Annotated in this window: 18 protein-coding genes and 1 tRNA gene; 6 read left to right on the plus strand and 13 right to left on the minus strand. The window is 66.1% G+C overall.

Annotation, left to right across the window (positions count from 1 at the left end; genetic code table 11):
* Positions 1-126: 126 nt before the first annotated feature.
* Positions 127-807: a DUF899 domain-containing protein gene (locus tag A5766_RS02315; protein ID WP_064903235.1), complete on the minus strand. Its 681-nt coding sequence runs from the start codon at positions 805-807 to the stop codon at positions 127-129.
* A gap of 248 nt (positions 808-1,055) precedes the next feature.
* Positions 1,056-1,778, minus strand: coding sequence for a TetR/AcrR family transcriptional regulator (locus A5766_RS02320; RefSeq protein ID WP_064903237.1), 723 nt, complete (start codon positions 1,776-1,778; stop codon positions 1,056-1,058).
* Positions 1,779-1,780: 2 nt separating this feature from the next.
* On the opposite strand from A5766_RS02320, the gene A5766_RS02325 reads away from it, so the two are divergent.
* Complete coding sequence (locus tag A5766_RS02325) at positions 1,781-2,170, plus strand: VOC family protein (protein WP_064903240.1); 390 nt, start codon at positions 1,781-1,783, stop codon at positions 2,168-2,170.
* A 42-nt stretch (positions 2,171-2,212) separates the two neighbouring features.
* On the opposite strand, the gene A5766_RS02330 is transcribed toward A5766_RS02325, so the two are convergent.
* Together A5766_RS02330 and A5766_RS02335 are read right to left on the minus strand one after the other, a co-directional pair.
* The gene (locus A5766_RS02330; protein ID WP_005207414.1) at positions 2,213-3,406 is read right to left on the minus strand and encodes a winged helix DNA-binding domain-containing protein; all 1,194 of its coding nucleotides are present in this window, start codon (positions 3,404-3,406) and stop codon (positions 2,213-2,215) included.
* A gap of 10 nt (positions 3,407-3,416) precedes the next feature.
* Positions 3,417-3,815 carry a RidA family protein gene (locus A5766_RS02335; RefSeq protein WP_005207413.1) on the minus strand — a complete coding sequence of 133 codons (399 nt, stop codon included), beginning with the start codon at positions 3,813-3,815 and terminating at the stop codon, positions 3,417-3,419.
* An 11-nt stretch (positions 3,816-3,826) separates the two neighbouring features.
* Between A5766_RS02335 and A5766_RS24225 the strand changes: the two genes are divergently transcribed.
* Positions 3,827-3,964 (plus strand): hypothetical protein, encoded by a 138-nt coding sequence (locus A5766_RS24225; RefSeq protein ID WP_156527335.1) that lies wholly within the window; start codon positions 3,827-3,829, stop codon positions 3,962-3,964.
* Between the two features lie 50 nt (positions 3,965-4,014).
* Here A5766_RS24225 and A5766_RS02340 read toward each other — a convergent pair whose 3' ends face one another.
* From A5766_RS02340 to A5766_RS02355, 4 genes are all read right to left on the minus strand, one after another.
* On the minus strand, positions 4,015-5,379 hold the full coding sequence (locus A5766_RS02340) for a lipase family protein (RefSeq protein ID WP_005209357.1): 1,365 nt from the start codon (positions 5,377-5,379) through the stop codon (positions 4,015-4,017).
* Positions 5,376-6,632, minus strand: a complete 1,257-nt coding sequence (locus A5766_RS02345; protein WP_064903242.1) for a hypothetical protein — start codon at positions 6,630-6,632, stop codon at positions 5,376-5,378. The genes A5766_RS02340 and A5766_RS02345 overlap by 4 nt, the downstream gene beginning before the upstream one ends.
* Positions 6,633-6,744: 112 nt before the next feature.
* Positions 6,745-8,244 carry a carboxylesterase/lipase family protein gene (locus tag A5766_RS02350; RefSeq protein ID WP_082965420.1) on the minus strand — a complete coding sequence of 500 codons (1,500 nt, stop codon included), beginning with the start codon at positions 8,242-8,244 and terminating at the stop codon, positions 6,745-6,747.
* Positions 8,245-8,462: 218 nt separating this feature from the next.
* Positions 8,463-8,537: transfer RNA gene (locus A5766_RS02355), tRNA-Thr, on the minus strand.
* 4 nt (positions 8,538-8,541) lie between these two features.
* Between A5766_RS02355 and A5766_RS02360 the strand changes: the two genes are divergently transcribed.
* The 4 genes from A5766_RS02360 (at position 8,542) to otsB (ending at position 12,684) form a co-directional block, all read left to right on the plus strand.
* Complete coding sequence (locus A5766_RS02360) at positions 8,542-9,981, plus strand: threonine/serine ThrE exporter family protein (protein ID WP_064903244.1); 1,440 nt, start codon at positions 8,542-8,544, stop codon at positions 9,979-9,981.
* Positions 9,982-10,048: 67 nt separating this feature from the next.
* On the plus strand, positions 10,049-10,249 hold the full coding sequence (locus tag A5766_RS24585; protein ID WP_231894523.1) for a hypothetical protein: 201 nt from the start codon (positions 10,049-10,051) through the stop codon (positions 10,247-10,249).
* Positions 10,250-10,315: 66 nt separating this feature from the next.
* Complete coding sequence (locus A5766_RS02365) at positions 10,316-11,908, plus strand: alpha,alpha-trehalose-phosphate synthase (UDP-forming) (RefSeq protein ID WP_442902945.1); 1,593 nt, start codon at positions 10,316-10,318, stop codon at positions 11,906-11,908.
* Complete coding sequence (gene otsB, locus A5766_RS02370) at positions 11,905-12,684, plus strand: trehalose-phosphatase (RefSeq protein ID WP_064903246.1); 780 nt, start codon at positions 11,905-11,907, stop codon at positions 12,682-12,684. The genes A5766_RS02365 and otsB overlap by 4 nt, the downstream gene beginning before the upstream one ends.
* Before the next feature lie 7 nt (positions 12,685-12,691).
* Here otsB and A5766_RS02375 read toward each other — a convergent pair whose 3' ends face one another.
* Genes A5766_RS02375 through A5766_RS02390 form a run of 5 tightly spaced genes read right to left on the minus strand, consistent with a single transcriptional unit; the run spans position 12,692 to position 16,180 of the window.
* Positions 12,692-13,804 carry a zinc-binding metallopeptidase family protein gene (locus tag A5766_RS02375; RefSeq protein ID WP_064903248.1) on the minus strand — a complete coding sequence of 371 codons (1,113 nt, stop codon included), beginning with the start codon at positions 13,802-13,804 and terminating at the stop codon, positions 12,692-12,694.
* A gap of 4 nt (positions 13,805-13,808) precedes the next feature.
* On the minus strand, positions 13,809-14,633 hold the full coding sequence (locus tag A5766_RS02380) for a transglutaminase-like domain-containing protein (RefSeq protein ID WP_197501272.1): 825 nt from the start codon (positions 14,631-14,633) through the stop codon (positions 13,809-13,811).
* 45 nt (positions 14,634-14,678) lie between these two features.
* Positions 14,679-14,879 (minus strand): hypothetical protein, encoded by a 201-nt coding sequence (locus A5766_RS24840; RefSeq protein WP_064903250.1) that lies wholly within the window; start codon positions 14,877-14,879, stop codon positions 14,679-14,681.
* Positions 14,819-15,040 (minus strand): PepSY domain-containing protein, encoded by a 222-nt coding sequence (locus tag A5766_RS24845; RefSeq protein ID WP_231894516.1) that lies wholly within the window; start codon positions 15,038-15,040, stop codon positions 14,819-14,821. Before A5766_RS24845 ends, A5766_RS24840 begins: the two co-directional genes overlap by 61 nt.
* Before the next feature lie 21 nt (positions 15,041-15,061).
* Complete coding sequence (locus A5766_RS02390) at positions 15,062-16,180, minus strand: ROK family transcriptional regulator (protein ID WP_064903253.1); 1,119 nt, start codon at positions 16,178-16,180, stop codon at positions 15,062-15,064.
* Between the last annotated feature and the right edge of the window lie 76 nt (positions 16,181-16,256).

Below are 16,256 nucleotides of genomic sequence, written 5' to 3' on the forward strand. Positions count from 1 at the left end.
CACAGATACACCTTCTCCCAGGATTCTGCCATCGGTCTGGAGACCAGCTGGCAGCTCCCTGTGAGCGATGACCTGCGCGTTCAGGCGCATTCACCCCGTGCCCGGACGGCAAGCGGCCTGAGTCTTCTACGCCTCGCCGTAGAGGCGCACGATATCGGCCGAGCCGGCCCACCCCGAGTAGGTCGGACGTTGCGGCCAGCCGTCTGGCACGTCCTGCCACTCCTCCTGCCTGCCCCACGGCAGGATGTCGAGGAGCGAAAAGCTGTGACCGAGTTGCTCGGTGCCGCGACCGGCGGTGTGCCAGGTACGGAAGACCCGTTGCCCGTCGCGGAGGAAGACATTGATGGCGAAGCCTTCACCAGGTGCTGCGTCGACCTCGGTGCCGAAAGTCGTGCCCGCCGCCGAGTACCAGTCCATCTGGTTGCCGACCCGCCGCTTGTAGTCCAGCGCCTCGTCGATCGGCCCATTGGTGACGATCACGAAACGCGCATCGTAGTTGTCCAGGAAGTCCAGCCGGGTGAACTGCGAGGTGTACCCGGTGCAACCGCCGCATTGAAAGGTGGCGCCGTCGGTCCACATGTGGTTGTAGACGATCAACTGTGAGCGACCGTCGAAGATGTCGGAGAGCGCGATCGGCCCATCCGGACCGGTGAGCGTGTGATCGGTGACCTCGACCATCGGCATTCGACGACGCTGCGCCGCGATCGCATCGAGTTCGCGAGTTGCCGCCTTCTCACGGGCGCGCAGGTCGTCGAGCTCGCGACGCCAGGTATCGGCGTCGACGACGGGTGGGAGTGCTTCAGACATGGGTTCCCCAGTTCTCGAATTTCAGCCGAGTTCGGCCGAGCAGAAGTCCGGTCACAGAGACCGACCACCGCAGCCGGGAAAACTCATCGTCACGCCCCCACATGAACCCGTATGCCCACGGGGTACGTACACAACTGTGACGTCAGCGGGGCGCCGCGACAATTATTGTCGTGGCCTCGCGCTGACGACCGGATTGTGTACGTAGTTCGTCGCGCTCGGGCCTCCTCGCTGCATTCACACCCCGGCATTCACACCCCTGCGGACTCCATCGCCTCGATGCCGAGAAGGAGCGCCGACAACCCGAAGTCGCGAGCGGCATCGGCGTTTTCGGCCGCCCCGGTCGCTTGGCCCGCGGCCGTACCGATACGGGATGCCAGCGGATATCGTTCCTCGACACTGAGTTTCGCGAGCTGCGCGCCCTCCCGCTCCCACCACTGCTCGGGGGTCTCTTCTCGCCTCTCCGCGATCGCATGATGCAGCGAACGAGCCGACGCCCGAACGAAGTTCAGTACCAGTTGCAGCGCAGCATCTTTCGCCGCGTCGCTCAGCTCGAGCGATTCGACGGCGCCCAGTTCACGCTCGTACTTGCCGAGGGTTCCCGGTCCGAGAATCGCGCGTTCGGACTCGACATCGACCAGCCACGGGTGGCGGTCGAAGAGGTTCAGATTGTCGGCCGCGACCTGTCGTAGTCGCGACTGCCATGTTCCGGTCAACTCAGAATGCGTCATGTCGGCGCGACACTGGTCGACCATGAGCTCGACGAGCTGCTCGCGATTGTCGACGTAGGAGTACAGCGACATCACCGGTGCTCCCAGCTCCTGCGCGACGTCGCGAAGGGTGAATCGCGACCCGATCCGGTCGGCAACCACGATCGCCGAGTCCACGACAGCGTCCGCCGTGAACCGCGGCGGCCTCCCCTGCCGCGCAGGCAACGGGACCACCTTGCGCCAGAGCAGTTCGATGGTGCTCACCAGTGCCCATCACGGCCACCGCGATCTCCCTGAATGTGCCCGACCCACAGGCGTCGGCCGACTTCTTGTCCCGCCACGTCGGCTACACCGTCGCCATGCAGGCAGATGGCTTCATCTCACTCGCCGCCCCCGACGACGCACCCGCGGGCACACCGAACGTCGTCTTTCTCCAGACCGGTCTGAGGACCTTCAAGCCCGCCCATCGCGCAGGAAGCGCGGGAGATGGACTGCTCCTGGCATTCGTGGTCGACGACGTCGACGGCGTGTTCAGCACCGTCCGCGATGCGGGCGCGCAGGTGGTGACCGAACCCGAGACCGAACCCTGGGGCGAGCGCTACTTCCAGACCGAGGACCCGAACGGCATCATCGTGCAGTTCGTCGAGTGGGTGTAGTTCGAGAGCACCCACCCCGTCGTGGTCAGCGGCCCGCAGTTTTCATCGAGGCGCCCCACGCATGAACGGCGCCGGGTATGCGGGCCGCGGGTTCACGTGACCGAGCCATTCGGCCAGTGTGTCCGCCCGCGATGTCAAAGCTCGCGTCGCGGCGCGCGGAAGCCGCTCGAAGGGGTGGATCTGCACCGATCCGTCCGGCCGGCGCGACCAACCTCCGACGATCCGACCGTCCCACCACGCGGTTTGCCCGCCGTTGCCATTGGAATCGAAGACGTGCGCGCCGTGCTCACCGAGATAGAAGGCGCGCTGCTTGTGACCCATCGTCGTCGGGTCGAGCTCGGGGAGCAGCACCGCCTGCGGCTCGACTGCGCCAACTTGTTCGGTGTCGTCGGCGTGCACGTAGCCGACCGATCCGTCGTCGAGCTTGACCTCGACGACGTCGAGCTGCGTAAGCGCTTGACGCACAGCGGTTTTGGTACTGCCGAGCCACCAGACGAGGTCGGTTTCGGTGCCGGGACCGAAGGCCCGCAGCCACCGGTCGATCATTTTGACGTGGCCGGTCGCGACGGCGGGTGGATCGAGGGGTTCTTCGAGCCACTGCTCCATCCCGACCCACAGCGGTTTGGACCGATGCCAGGGAGCGTCATTGGGGCCGCGGACGATGTCGCCTGCCGCGCTCATCATGTTCAGCACTCGCGGTGCCATGGGAATCGTTCCGCCCCACGACTTTCCCGTACCGACAGTCACGCGACCCTCGAGTTCTGGTAGTGCGTCGCGCAGTTGGGCAGTGCTGCGCGGAACGCCGTCGGACTCCAACCGCGCCACCGCCGCCCGCGCCGAGTCAATCCAGCCGTCAGGGTCGGGAAAGTCGCTGCTGCGCCGCAGGTCTCGCAGCATGTTGGTACGCTCCGACGCCGCGACGCGCGGGCCGACAGCGCCGACGGCGTCGCGCAGGGTCTCTCTCGGCAACACGAACATGGTGCGGCGCATGGCAAGTTGTCGAACCAGGCTGCGGTCGTCGTAGAGCGCGGCGTCGAGGTCGGCGGGCACGAAGTCGGGCATCCGCGCCCACGTCGACAGGTAGACCGTCGACCAGGTGGTTGCGTGTAGCCCGACCATCGACTCGGCAACGTCGACGGGCGTCGCGGCCGCGGAGTCGTCGGCGAGTCGGTGCCTGCGCATCAGGCGCGCGCGACGCTCGGCGTCGGAGATGTGTGGCTGGAGCGCAGAGCTCATCGAGCCGCGATCACGCGGGAAGTGCAGCGACAGCGTCGATTTCGACGACCTGCTCGTCGTACGGCAGCACCGTGACGCCGACCATCATGGCCGGCGGAACCGACTCGCCGAGTTCTGCGACGACGGCCTCCCACGCGACGGCGAGGTCGGCTTGCAGATGCTCGGCGACATAGATCGTCAGCTTGGCGAGATCGGCAGGTGTCGCGCCGCGCTCGGCCAGCAGTGCCGACAGGTTCTGCAGGCACCGACGCGTCTGCCCGACAACGTCGTTGGCCGCGACGACGACCCCCTCTTCGTCGAGCGGCGAGATTCCCGCGGTGAACAGCAGCGGCCCCGCGCTCACCGTAGCGCTGTAGGGGAATCCGCCGTCGTGCAGAACCGACGAGCCGTTGAGCGTGATTCGGGTCATGCTCCGATCGTATGCCCCTCGCTGATCGAGCGCCCCTACCGCTGATCGAGCGCTCCCCACCGCTGATCGAGCTACCCCCGCTGATCGAGCCCCCACCGCTGATCGAGCTACCACCGCTGATCGAGCTTGTCGAGATCACCCCGCGCTGATCGAGCCCCCACCGCTGATCGAGCCTGTCGAGATCACTCCCGGCGAGACCTCAGCTCTTCAGCCGCGCGTCGAGCCAGTCGATCGTCTGCATCCCGAAGAGGTCGGTGCCCCAGCCGTACATGTTGGTCAAGAAGTGCAGCATGCTGCAGTCCGTCGGCTGGTAGTCGACGCGGGTGCCGCCTGCGCGGTAGGTCGCGGCGAGTTTGCGCGAATCCGCGGCGGGCACCAGCGACATCGGCGAGTCGTCCTTGGCGCAGGAGGCGATCAGCACCGGCGACTTCGGCGACTGCGTGCCGAGCATGTTGTCGCGGTAGACGTGCTGGAACTCAGGGATGTCGGCGGGGCTCTTGCCACCCTTGAACAGTGTGCGCAGCGGCACGAACGGCGTGCCGAAGTATGCGGGCGTCTGACACTGCGTGCGGAACACGTCGGCGAGCGCCTTGCCTGCGGGCGTCAGCTTGTCGTCGATCTTCATCTCCGGATACCGCGGCTCGAGTCCGAGCAGCGTCGCGAACGCGAAGCCCGAACCGACCGAGCCGTCGGACGTGCGGATGAAGTTTCGCTGGTTGACCACCATGCCCTCGAGCACGGTGCCCTTGATGTTCAACTCGGGCGCGTAGGCCGCGGCCTTCTCGGCACCGAACGCTGCACCGACTCCGCCGCCAGCGATCCCGAAGATCGCCTTGGGGGCGTTCTTCGACAGTCCCGCCGGTCGGTGGGCGAGTGCTGCGCGCATGCCGTCGAGCAGAGCGTTTCCGCCGAACTTGCCCGCGAAGACGCCGTGCGGCTTGGGATCACCGTCGTTACCGACGTCGCTGATCATCACCGCGTAACCCTTGCCGAACATCTGCGCGAGCGGTCCGAGCGCCGACCACGACGCACCGTCGAGCGGATCGGCTCCGGTCCACATCGACGACGGGTGGCAGTACGCACCGACGCTGTCGTTGGCGAACTGATAGCCGACGAGCGGCCGGGTGGCGTTGTCGCGGCCGTCGACCGGCACCATCAGGATTCCCGTGCTGATCTCGGGTTCGTCGTGCAGTCCGCGCGTGACATACATCAGCTTGTAGGCGTCGAGCTTGCCCGGACGGAATCCGGTGAACTGGACGTCGACCTTCTTGGCCTTGAGCACGGTGCCCGGTTTCTCGTCGCCACGCAGACGCGGCTCGGCGTAGAACGGGTCGCCGGAGGTGAGTGGCTTGATCACCTCGTCGGGACTTGCCAGCCTGCCGTTGGTGAACGTGCCGACGACGTAGCCGTTGAAGACTTCGCCGAGTCCCGGTGTGCGATTGGGTGGTGCGGCGTGGGCGGCGGGTGCCGACAGCACCGCTGCCGCGAGCGCAGCGACGGCGAGGACTACTCCGAGCGCTCCGCGTCGTCGGTTGTGGCGCACCGTCTTTGGTGTGTAACTCACTGATAGGTCACCTTCGTCGTCTCCAGGGCGGACTGCAGCATGGGCGCGATGTTCCACATCGGGCGGTGGCTTTCCAGTTGCTGATCGTAGGGCTTGCGCAGCGTCGCTTCGAGCTCCGGCCAGTGGTTGTTGACCTGATCCTTGTACTTGGGCAACAGCTGATCGGTGATGTAGGCCCAGCGCTCGGGGTACACCGACCAGTTCCAATCCGGTAGCGGCACAGTCAGTGTCGCGCGCCGTCCATCCGGAGCGGTGCCGTGGACCTCGATGGAACGGAACGAGCGGGGCGGGATGACCCCGGCCACCGACGGCGAGCCCGCAACCGTGCTCGCATAGGTCATCGCCTCGCCGACATCGCCCTTGTAGGCGCGGGTCGCGTCCCACTGGTCCTTGATGACCTCACCCTGCTCACGCCGCAGCAGACGCGCGTTGCCTGCCGCGATCGCGTCGGGCTGTTTGGAGGCGATCTGCGCCCAGGCGTTCATGATCTCACCGTTGAACAGTCCTGCGCGGTTCATCTCCTCGAGTGCGGGCAGCCCGCCGACCACATAGGCACGGTGCATGGGCATGAGATCGGAGAAGATGTTCTTCTGCATCACCAGGATGTCGCCCTGGATCTTGCGCAGATCGTCGGCCGAGATGGTGGCTCCGACGCGTGCCAGTGCGCGCAGACCGCGCGGAAGCTTGTCGACGAATACCGGCCCGAGGGTCGTATTGGTCTGTCCGACAATCGCATTGGCAATAGGCTGCAGGCGGGCGAAGTCGTAGATGTTGGTCGCGAGCTCGAAGTCGAGGAGTCCACCGCCGAAGTCGGCGCCGACGAGCCCGCCCATGCCTGCCCACTGCAGTTCGCGGTGCGACAGTTGCAGATTCTCGTAGAAGCGGTACGAACGAACCAGATTCTGTCGATTGGCGCTCACACCCGCTCGCGGGTTCCACGACGCGAGATCGATGCCCGCGGCCTTCGTGGTGTCGGCGAGCCAGTACTGGAAGAGCAGCGCGCGATACGACGACGGCGCGATCGAACGACCGCGCGCTTCGTCGAGTAGCGAGCGGAGCACCGTCGGATCGGTGGGCAACGCCGGATTCACGCCACCCGGTCCGTTCGACGCGTCACGATTGACCAGCGGCAGATTGAGGACACTGTCGAGACGATCACTCGCCGATGCCTGCGGCGTCCCCGCGACCACTCCGACGAACCCGAGCGTGACAACCACCGCTGCGAGCAGAGATGTCCCCAAGAATCTGCGCATTGTTCCCCTCCACGTCATCCACTTCTTACTTGCGGGTAAGAAGAGTCTGAGACGTAAGGTTAATGCCGTCTCATTCGAGAACGCAAATCGGGTACATTCCGATAACGATTACTCAGCGGAACCCGAGGACCTCGTCGCCCCAGGCTTCACGCAGTGGCCCGTCGAGATCGTCGACGACGCTGTCGTGAGCGTCGATGACAAGCGTTGCCCGACGGTCCGTGGTGAACGTCGGCCACGTGCTCGCAGTCGAGTCGAGACCGGAGTTCGGGTCGCCGTCGCGGATGAACGAACCCCACCGCGCCTGCATGTCCGCGGCGATTCGCTCGCCGATCCGTCGACCTCCGAGCCAGAACTGGAAGCCTGCCTTGCCGCTTGGAAAGTAGCCGAACAGGTATGGCACCTCGGTGGCATGCGACGCGCGAATCCCTATGACGCGCAACAGCCGTGTGGACCAATCGAATCGATAGAGATGGACGGGAGCGACTCCCGCGTGGCCCTCCGCCGCCCACACCGTCGGCATCCGAAACGCCATGTCGCGCGCGACGTCGAGGCCCATGGACTTGGCTTTGGTACCCGGATATGCGGCCGCGACGCGCTCGGCCGTGGGGATCGAGACCTCCGGGTACTCCGTCGCGATCGCGGTGAACATCTGCATGATCGCGGGCTCGGCGATGGGCATCAGTGGCGATTTCATGAACTTGAAGAGCGCGGCCTCGTCGCGATTGGTGCCGATGAGAAGTGGGATCGGCAGTGACTCACCGTCGCGGTACACGTCGATCGGATGTCGCGGCACGAGATCGCCATCGACCACCGGAGAGAAGGGGATGGTGCCCGGATGTGCGGCGGGCACCCCGGTGAACGCCTTCATCGTGGCGGCGACAACCTTGTCGGTGTCCAACGCCGCAAAACTGTCGATGTCGCCACAGGTGCCTCCGACCGCACCAGTCAGCCTCTCGGCGACGTACGCGGCTCGCGCTCTGTCGTAGACCGAGGTCACCGGAGAGCTCTGCGCGACGGCCCGGTGGAAGAGTCCTCGTGCGAGCGGCATCGTCAACAGCGTCGTCACGATGCCGCCACCCGCCGACTCGCCCGCGACCGTGACGTTGTCCGGATCGCCGCCGAACGCGTCGATGGTGTCGGCCACCCAGCGCAGCGCGGTGAGGACGTCGCTGAGTGCCGCGTTGGTTTCGTATCGTCCACCGGCGGCGCTGTCGGAGACCCCTCCTGCACCAGAACCGCCCGCACCGAGGTCGGCGAAGCCGAGCGCGCCGAGTCGGTAGTTCAGTGTCACGACCACGATGTTCTGCGTCGACGCGAGGTGGGCGCCGTCGTAGATGGGCTGTGTGCCTGCACCGAAAACGTATGCGCCACCGTGAATCCACACCATGACCGGCAGCCGCCGGCCATTTCCCGCCGCGCCCGACGGCGCCCAGACATTGAGGAACAGGCAGTCCTCACTCTTGATCGCGTCGGGTGACATCGGGACGCCTGGATTCACTTCCTGCGGCGCCACAGCCCCGAACGCGGTCGCGTCGACGATTCCCGACCCCGGCTCGAGTGGCCGCGCGCGACGCCACCGGAGATCGCCCGTCGGCGGTGTGGCGTACCGGATGCCACGTCAGACGTCGACGTTGCCGGACGTCTGACCCCGATAGACCGTCCGGTCCGCCACTGCATCGACTGCGCTGTTCACGCCGCAATGATAGGGGCGATCAGTGGTTCGGCCTGCTGGTTTGTGCCAAGGGATCATCCGACCCCACACTTACGCGGGACGTCGGATCAGGGGCCCCGATGTGGGGGATCAGGCGTCGCGAATTCAACCGGAACGGGTGGAGCCCCCTGTCGGGATTGAACCGACGACCGCTCGCTTACAAGGCGAGTGCTCTACCACTGAGCTAAGGAGGCATGCGTGCGTGAGTATATCGGGCGCGCTGTCCGCCGCCTCACCGGGACGAGGCAGGCGACGATCGACACGATCGAACCGGGCAGCATCATGGTGGCGCCGCGCCGCCCGATCGACCGGTTCGACGTCGGCGCGATCACCGAGGTGCTCGACCTCGCGACCAAGATCGGTGCCGTGCTGCTCGACTCGGGAACCGGAGCGATAGACACCTCCTCGCAGATCCGGTTCGTCGCAAGCATCTACGGCGTCGAGGATGTCGACGTCGACGTCACGTACAACACGATCGTCGTCGTCGCTCGACGCGGCGCAACCCTTCCCCCGATCACGACGATGCAGACGGTGCACTACCGATCGCTCGACTTCACACGCCTCGCGGCGGTCGACCGGTTGGTGCGTCGCATCAGGGACTCGGCGATCACGCCGTCGACGGCGCACCGGATCGTCGACCAGATCATCGCCGCCAAACACCCCTACCCCTACTGGGTCTCGACCTTCGCCTGGGGCCTGATGGCGTCGGGCATCTCGGTGCTCCTCGGCGGTGACGTCGTCGTTGCCGTCCTCGCCTGGCTCACCACCGTTGTCACCGTCTCCTTCAACCGCCGACTCAACAGGATCGGCACGCCGATCTTCTTCCAGCAGGTCGCGGGCGGATTCATCGCCGTCGTCCCTGCCGCGCTCGTGTACGAACTCGGCGAGAAGACCGGGTGGCAAAGCCTGTCGATCACGCCGTCGCAGGTCATCGCCGCGGGGATCGTCGTGCTGTTGAGTGGACTCTCGCTGGTCGGTTCGGTGCAGGACGCCATCACCGGTGCGCCGATCACCGGTGTCGCCCGCTTCTTCGAACTGCTGCTCATGACCGGAGGCATCATCGCGGGCGTCGGTATCGGATTGCGCTTGATGAGCTCTGTCGGCATCTATCTACCGACCATCACCACCTCGACGGAGTTCGCTCCGGTCGACGTCCCCATTCGCGTCGCGGCGGGCGCCGTCGCCGCTTTCGCGTTCGCGTTGGCGAGCTACGCCGAGCGTCGAGCCCTGCCGATCGCGTTCCTCGGTGGCCTGATCGGTGCGGGCGTCGCCTCCATCACGGTCTTCCTGCCGGTCGGCGACGTGATCGCCGGCGGTCTCGCCGCCACCTGCGTCGGCCTGGTCGGCGGCCTGCTCGCTCGACGCGCTCTCGTCCCGCCTCTGGTCGTCGCCATCGCGGGCATCACCCCGCTGCTACCCGGTCTGGCGGTCTACCGCGCGCTCTACGGCGTGCTCAACGACCAGACCCTGACCGGACTGACCTGGATGGCGGCAGCGCTCGGTGTCGGCTGCGCGCTGGCCGCGGGCGTCACGCTCGGCGAGTTCGTCGCGCGCACACTACGCCGCCCGCGGCTGCCGGTGGCACCCGACTGGGCGCGTCGTCGCCGCGAGGCACGCGCCGCACGACGACGCTGGTGAGGTATTGGGATCTGGTGAGGTCTTGTGAGTACTGGCCGTCGTCAGCGGGTAAGATCGGGTGTTGCGCATGACACAACCTCGCGCAACAGCAAGCCGAGAGGACGAAATGCCCCCCAAGACCACTGACATCGCCGACGAAGAGCTGGAGCCGGTGGCCGACGAGACCGCCAGTTCCGCACGACGCGTTGTGGCCGCGTATGCCACCGACGCCGACGAGTGCCGGATGTTGCTTGCCATGTTGGGGATCGCTCCGGGCGAGAACGCCTGAGTCGTGAACCCGGGATCCGAAGAGGTATCCGACTGTTCCGACACCGACGCATCCGCAACGTCCGGCGTGCACAACTCGGAGGCCACCTTCGGCGCACGCCCACCCCAGCCAGGCGGACTCCCTGATCTCCAATCCCGCCCGTCCGGCGCAGGCGGCGACCCCGGCGGTTCTGAATTCGTCGTCGTAGCCAACCGACTGCCCGTCGACAAGGTGGTCGACTCCGACGGCAACGTCACCTGGAAACGCAGTCCCGGCGGTCTGGTGACGGCACTCGAGCCGATCTTGCGCAAGCACAAGGGCGCGTGGGTTGGATGGTCAGGTGCTGCCGAATCGGACTCCGAGGAAGCCGAAGTCGACGGCATCAGCATCCGCTCGGTCCCCCTCTCGGCCGAGGAGATCGCCGAGTACTACGAGGGTTTCTCCAACGCCACACTCTGGCCGCTCTACCACGACGTGATCGTCAAACCCGAGTACCACCGCGAGTGGTGGAACGCCTACGTCGAGATCAACCGTCGATTCGCGGAAGCGACGTCGAAAGCCGCTGCGCACGGGGCGATCGTGTGGGTGCAGGACTACCAGCTCCAGCTCGTCCCGAAGATGCTGCGCATGCTGCGCCCCGATCTCCGCATCGGCTTCTTCTTGCACATCCCGTTCCCCCCGGTCGAACTGTTCATGCAGTTGCCGTGGCGCACCGAGATCATCGAGGGCCTCCTCGGGGCCGACCTCATCGGGTTCCACCTGCCCGGTGGCGCTCAGAACTTTCTGTACCTCGCCCGACGCCTCGCAGGCCAAGCCACGAGCAAGGGCACGGTGGGCGTGCGGTCGCGCTTCGGAGTGGTGCAGGTCGGGTTCCGGACCGTTCGCGTCGGCGCTTTCCCGATCTCGATCGACTCCGGCGAGCTCGACACCCAGTCGAAGTCCAAGGACATCCGATCCCGCGCCCGTGAGATCCGCAAGGAACTCGGCAATCCCAAGACCATCCTGCTCGGCGTCGACCGACTCGACTACACCAAGGGCATCGACGTGCGTCTACGCGCACTGTCGGAACTGCTCGACGAGGGTCGCATCGACCCACACGACATCGTCATGATCCAACTCGCGACCCCGAGCCGCGAACGCGTCGAGAGTTACGTCCGTATGCGAGCGGGGATCGAGCAGCTCGTCGGAAACATCAACGGACAGTACGGCGAAGTGGGCCATCCGGTGGTGGAGTATCTGAATCGATCGGTGCCCCGCAACGACCTGCTCGCCTACTACGTGGTGGCAGACGTCATGCTCGTGACGCCGTTGCGCGACGGGATGAACCTCGTCGCCAAGGAGTACGTCGCGTGCCGCAGCGACCTGGGCGGCGCGCTGGTCCTGAGTGAATTCACCGGTGCCGCAGCAGAATTGCGCACCGCTTATCAGGCCAACCCATACGACCTCGACGGCGTGAAAGACGCCATCGTCGCAGCGGTCGAGCAGACACAGGCCGAGGGCAAGCGTCGCATGCGGGCACTACGCAGGCAGGTACTCACCCACGACGTCGAGAAATGGGCGAAGAGCTTCCTCGACACCCTCACGTCGACGACGGAGACGACGTCGTCGGCCAACCGTGGAGTCCAACTCGTCTCCAGCGGCGGCTCCGACGACACCGATCGTGGGGACGAGAATTCGTGAGCGACACGGGAATTCCCGACGACCTGCGTGATGCGGTAGCACACACGGTCACCGTGTCCCGACTGCTGGTGTCGAGCGACTACGACGGCTGCATCGCGCCCATCGTGTCACGTCCACAGGACGCCAAACCCAACGAGGCGTCAATCTCGGCAATCCGCGCCGCGGGTGCACTACGTGACACCGAGGCCGCGGTCATCTCGGGCCGCTCGCTTCACGACCTTCGTGCGCTGTCGGGTCTCGACGACGACGCGGTGACCCTCGTCGGCAGCCACGGCACCGAGTTCACCACGGGGTTCGGCGAGCAGGTCACCGACGACGAGCGCGCCCTCCTCGATCGAATCGTCAAGGCGTTCAACGAGATCGCCGACACCCATCCAGGCACGACGGTCGAGGTGAAGCCGATCAGCGCCGCGCTGCACGTGCGCAATGCGGAACCCGACGTCGCCGACGATGCTCTTGCGCAGGCACGGTCGGGGCCCGCGTCATGGCCGGGGGTTCAGGTCACCGAGGGCAAGATGGTCATCGAACTCGCGGTCATCGAGACGAGCAAAGGTCACGCGCTCGACATACTCGAGACCCAGTTCGGTTCGGACGCAACGGTCTACATCGGCGACGACGTCACAGACGAGAAGGCGTTCGCGCACCTCACCGGCGAGAATGACATCAGCGTCAAGGTGGGCGACGGCACCACCGGCGCCCGCTACCGGATCGCCGACACCGACGACGTCGCAGCACTTCTCGAGCTCGTCGTCGAGTTGCGCAAGCAAGCCCTCTAGGCTCGGCTCACGCCGGCGCGGCGACCTGGTCGACCAGCGGGTCGTCGTGCGCGGAGCGTTTGTCGGTTTCGCGGATCACCTTGTGGACAAAGCCGAGCTTGCGGACAACCGGGTGCGGGATGACGAACGGGTACAGCGGACGCGCGCCCATCGCCTGATTGACGCGATTGAACATGGTGCCCAACCACTTCCAGTCGTAGAGAAGACGTTCGATGGGTTGGTCGGCGTAGGACTGCAGCGGGATGATGTCGCGGTCCATCGCGAAACGCACCTGGTCGTTGTCGAGCCGAACGCCCGATTCCCGTGCGGTGTCGATGGTTCCGGTGATGTGCAGGTAGTGGGCGAAGCATTCCGCGAAGTCTTCCCACGGGTGCATCGTCGCGTACTCGGAGATGTAGGAGTCGGCCCAGTCGGCAGGCGCGCCGAACTTGTAGTGACGATCGATGGCGTCGCTGTAGCTCGCACGTTCATCGCCAAAGAGTTCACGGCACTTCTCGAGGTATCGGTCGGCGCCGTCGCCGTTCTCGACGAGAATGCTCTCGTAGTAGTGGCCAACCTCGTGCCGGAAGTGTCCGAGCATCGTGCGGTACGCCTCACCCAGATCGACGCGCAGCCGCTCGCGATAGGCGTCCAGGGTCTCGGAGAGGTCGATGGTGACGACGCCGTTCGCGTGTCCGATCGTCACCGGCCTACCGAGCGTCTGGCTCGACAGCAAGTCGAAAGCCAGCCCGCCGTCGGTGCGCCAGAACGGTTCGACGGGCAGGCCGAGGTCGACGAGTTGATAGACCAGCATGCGCAGATCCGACAGCGCAGACGGCAGCTTCTCGCGACCGATCGGGTCGTCGGCGTCGGGGATCTTGCGCAGCAGCGAATCGGGGAAGCACCGACCGCGCATGCCCGCGTCCTCCTCGGAGAACTCGGCAGGGGTCATCCAGTTGCAACCGCTGTCCCAATTGATGCAGCGCACCCAGCGTTCGCCGTCGATGTCGACGCCGTCGTCCGAGGCGACGACCAGCGATCGACTCGGCAGGTGGATACCGACCGTCGTGCCACAGTTGGGGCATTGCTGTCCGAGAAAGCCCGACAGCGCATTACAGATGGGACATGTCAGTGCATGCATCGGTTCATCGTATGCTGATGCGCTCTTTGCCATCGTCAATGGGCAGCTCACCACGGACCGTCGCCATGACCTGGTAGTTGTCCAGCGAGATCGAGCCGTTGTGGTTGTCGAGGAAAGCGGTGTCGGCGGCGTCGCGACCGGTGGCAATGCGCACGAGGCTCTGTCGCGGTGACAGCTTTGTCGCATCGACAACGACCCACTGCCCCTCGATCAGCGCCTCGGCGACAGCATGGAAGTCCATCGGGTCGCATCCGGGCGCGTACACGGCGACCAATCGAGCGGGAATGTTCAACGCACGCAACAACGCGACGACGAGGTGCGCATAGTCGCGGCAGACGCCCGCACCCGCGAGCAGGGTGTCGACGGCGCCGTCGATCGGGTCGCTCGCGCCGGGGATGTAGTCGAGGCGGTCTTCGACGAATGCGGTCACGTGGTCGAGGAGTTCACCCGCGGGGAGCGAGGCGTCGAACTGTCCGGCGGCGAACCCGAAGAACTTGTCACACTCGGCATATCGGCTGGGACGCAGGTACATCGAGCGGTCCGTCGGAGCGACCGCCACCGGGTCTGCGGGCGCGGTCACGGCCGCGGTGTAGTTGACGGCGACGACACCCGACTCCACGTTCAGCCGGTGAATGCGCCCGCCGTGCGGATCAATGATCTCTTCCGGGGTGATCTCGTCGCCGTTGACCGCGACGACGAGCTTCTCGTCGAGTTCGAGACCGGGCATCCTCGCCACCGCGATCTGCATCTCGAGTTCGGTCGGTGCGGTCACGGAGATGGACATGGTCGCGGAGACGTCACGCGGCAGCGTCAGGGGGGAGCTCGACATATCGCTCACTCTAAGGGCGAATTGCCCGCCACGTGTAATCGAAGGTCACACCTGCGCTGCGGCCTTCCGGGCCGCTCTCCGCCTGCGGGCCGTTCGACGCCGGAATTGCCACGTGCTCAGGCCGGTGAGGAACAGCAACAGTGGCGCCATGCCGAGGACGAACCAGAACACCCGCCACCACGCGTTCACGGAAACGCCATAGTGCAACGTCGGCTGCGCCCAGTCGTCGATGATGGCGTTGGACACCTGTGCAGGTCGTAGTCGCGTGCGAAGCGCCCCTTGCCGATTCGCACCCGAAAGCGGCTGCGCAGACGGCGAAGCCCAGGCCACCAGATGATCACTCCGGAGATCGCGAGGAACACCAGGAGCAGCCCCGTGAGCGCCAGAATGACTGCACCCCAGGTCATTCCGGATACATACCAGTTCGCCTACGCGAGCGAGGCGACCGGATCTGCGTAGATCACGCTGAGCGCCACCACGATTGCCGCACCCTCGGGCACCGTGACCCCGAACAGGGACGGCGTGAGTTCCATCGGCCAGCCGGTTTGCGACGCGGCGTCGAAAGCCGCCTGCACCGGCGCGAGGCCGTGTGGATGCGCGGCGAAGGCGTCTCCTGCGACGACGACCGAATCCGGGTTGAGCGCATCACGGAACGTCGCGACAACCTCACCGAGGATGCGTGCGCGTTCGTCGACGATCGGCGATGCGTCCGGTGAGATCCCCAGTCGCTTGGCCGCACGCAACGTCGGCTCGCTGCCGATGACGTCGGACAGTGTCGCGCCACTCCCGGGACACAGCACCGGGGCGTCGACCCGCACATGCGCGATGCTGCCCGCGCCGCGTGCCGGGATGTGGACACGACCGTTGAGCGTCATGGCCATGCCGGTGGTTTCGCGCGCATAGAAGAACAGGCCCGACGCGGCGTCGATGATCGTCTGGCCGAGCAACAGTTCGGCCGCGGCCATGGCCTCGACGTGTTCGCAGACCGAGACCGGCACACCCAGTGCGTCTGCCAGCGCTGGTCCGAGTTGCGCGCGATGCCACCCGAGGATCGGATGGTCGACCGTGCCCGACGCCGCGTCGACCGAACCGCCGACCGCCGCGCCACCCCAGAGCAGGCGTCGCCCCGAGAATCGGTCGGCGAGTTCGCGGAGTTGCCCGCAGAGTTCGGCGAGCGCGGCGTCGGCGTCGCCGCGCGGGGTCAGCACCGCATGGCTGTAGAGAGGTCGCCCACCCAGATCCACGATGGTTAAAAGGGTGCGGCGTGCGCCGATGTGCATGCCGGCCGCGCACAGCGTGTCGCGGTCGAGGGTCAGCGGATTCTTGGGCCGTCCGATGCTGCCCGGGCTGACGAGGTCTGGCCTCTCGGTGACCAAACCCTGACCCGCGAGTGCCGTGACCTGGCGGTTGATGGTTGCCGGGGACAGCCCCGTGACGTCGGCAAGCCGATCGCGGGTGATGGGCGCGCCGACCCGGATCGCGTGCAGCACGGCTGCAGCAGGCGTCGAGCCGATCTGCAGTGTCGCCGGGACGACTCCACGCAACATGCGCTGAATGTAGCAGCGCGGTCGTGGTCGGACGTGGCAGCCCACGCAGCGACATCGGTCGAGGTACTCGGACTCG

Source organism: Gordonia sp. 852002-51296_SCH5728562-b, from assembly GCF_001665475.1.
Taxonomy (GTDB): domain Bacteria; phylum Actinomycetota; class Actinomycetes; order Mycobacteriales; family Mycobacteriaceae; genus Gordonia; species Gordonia sputi.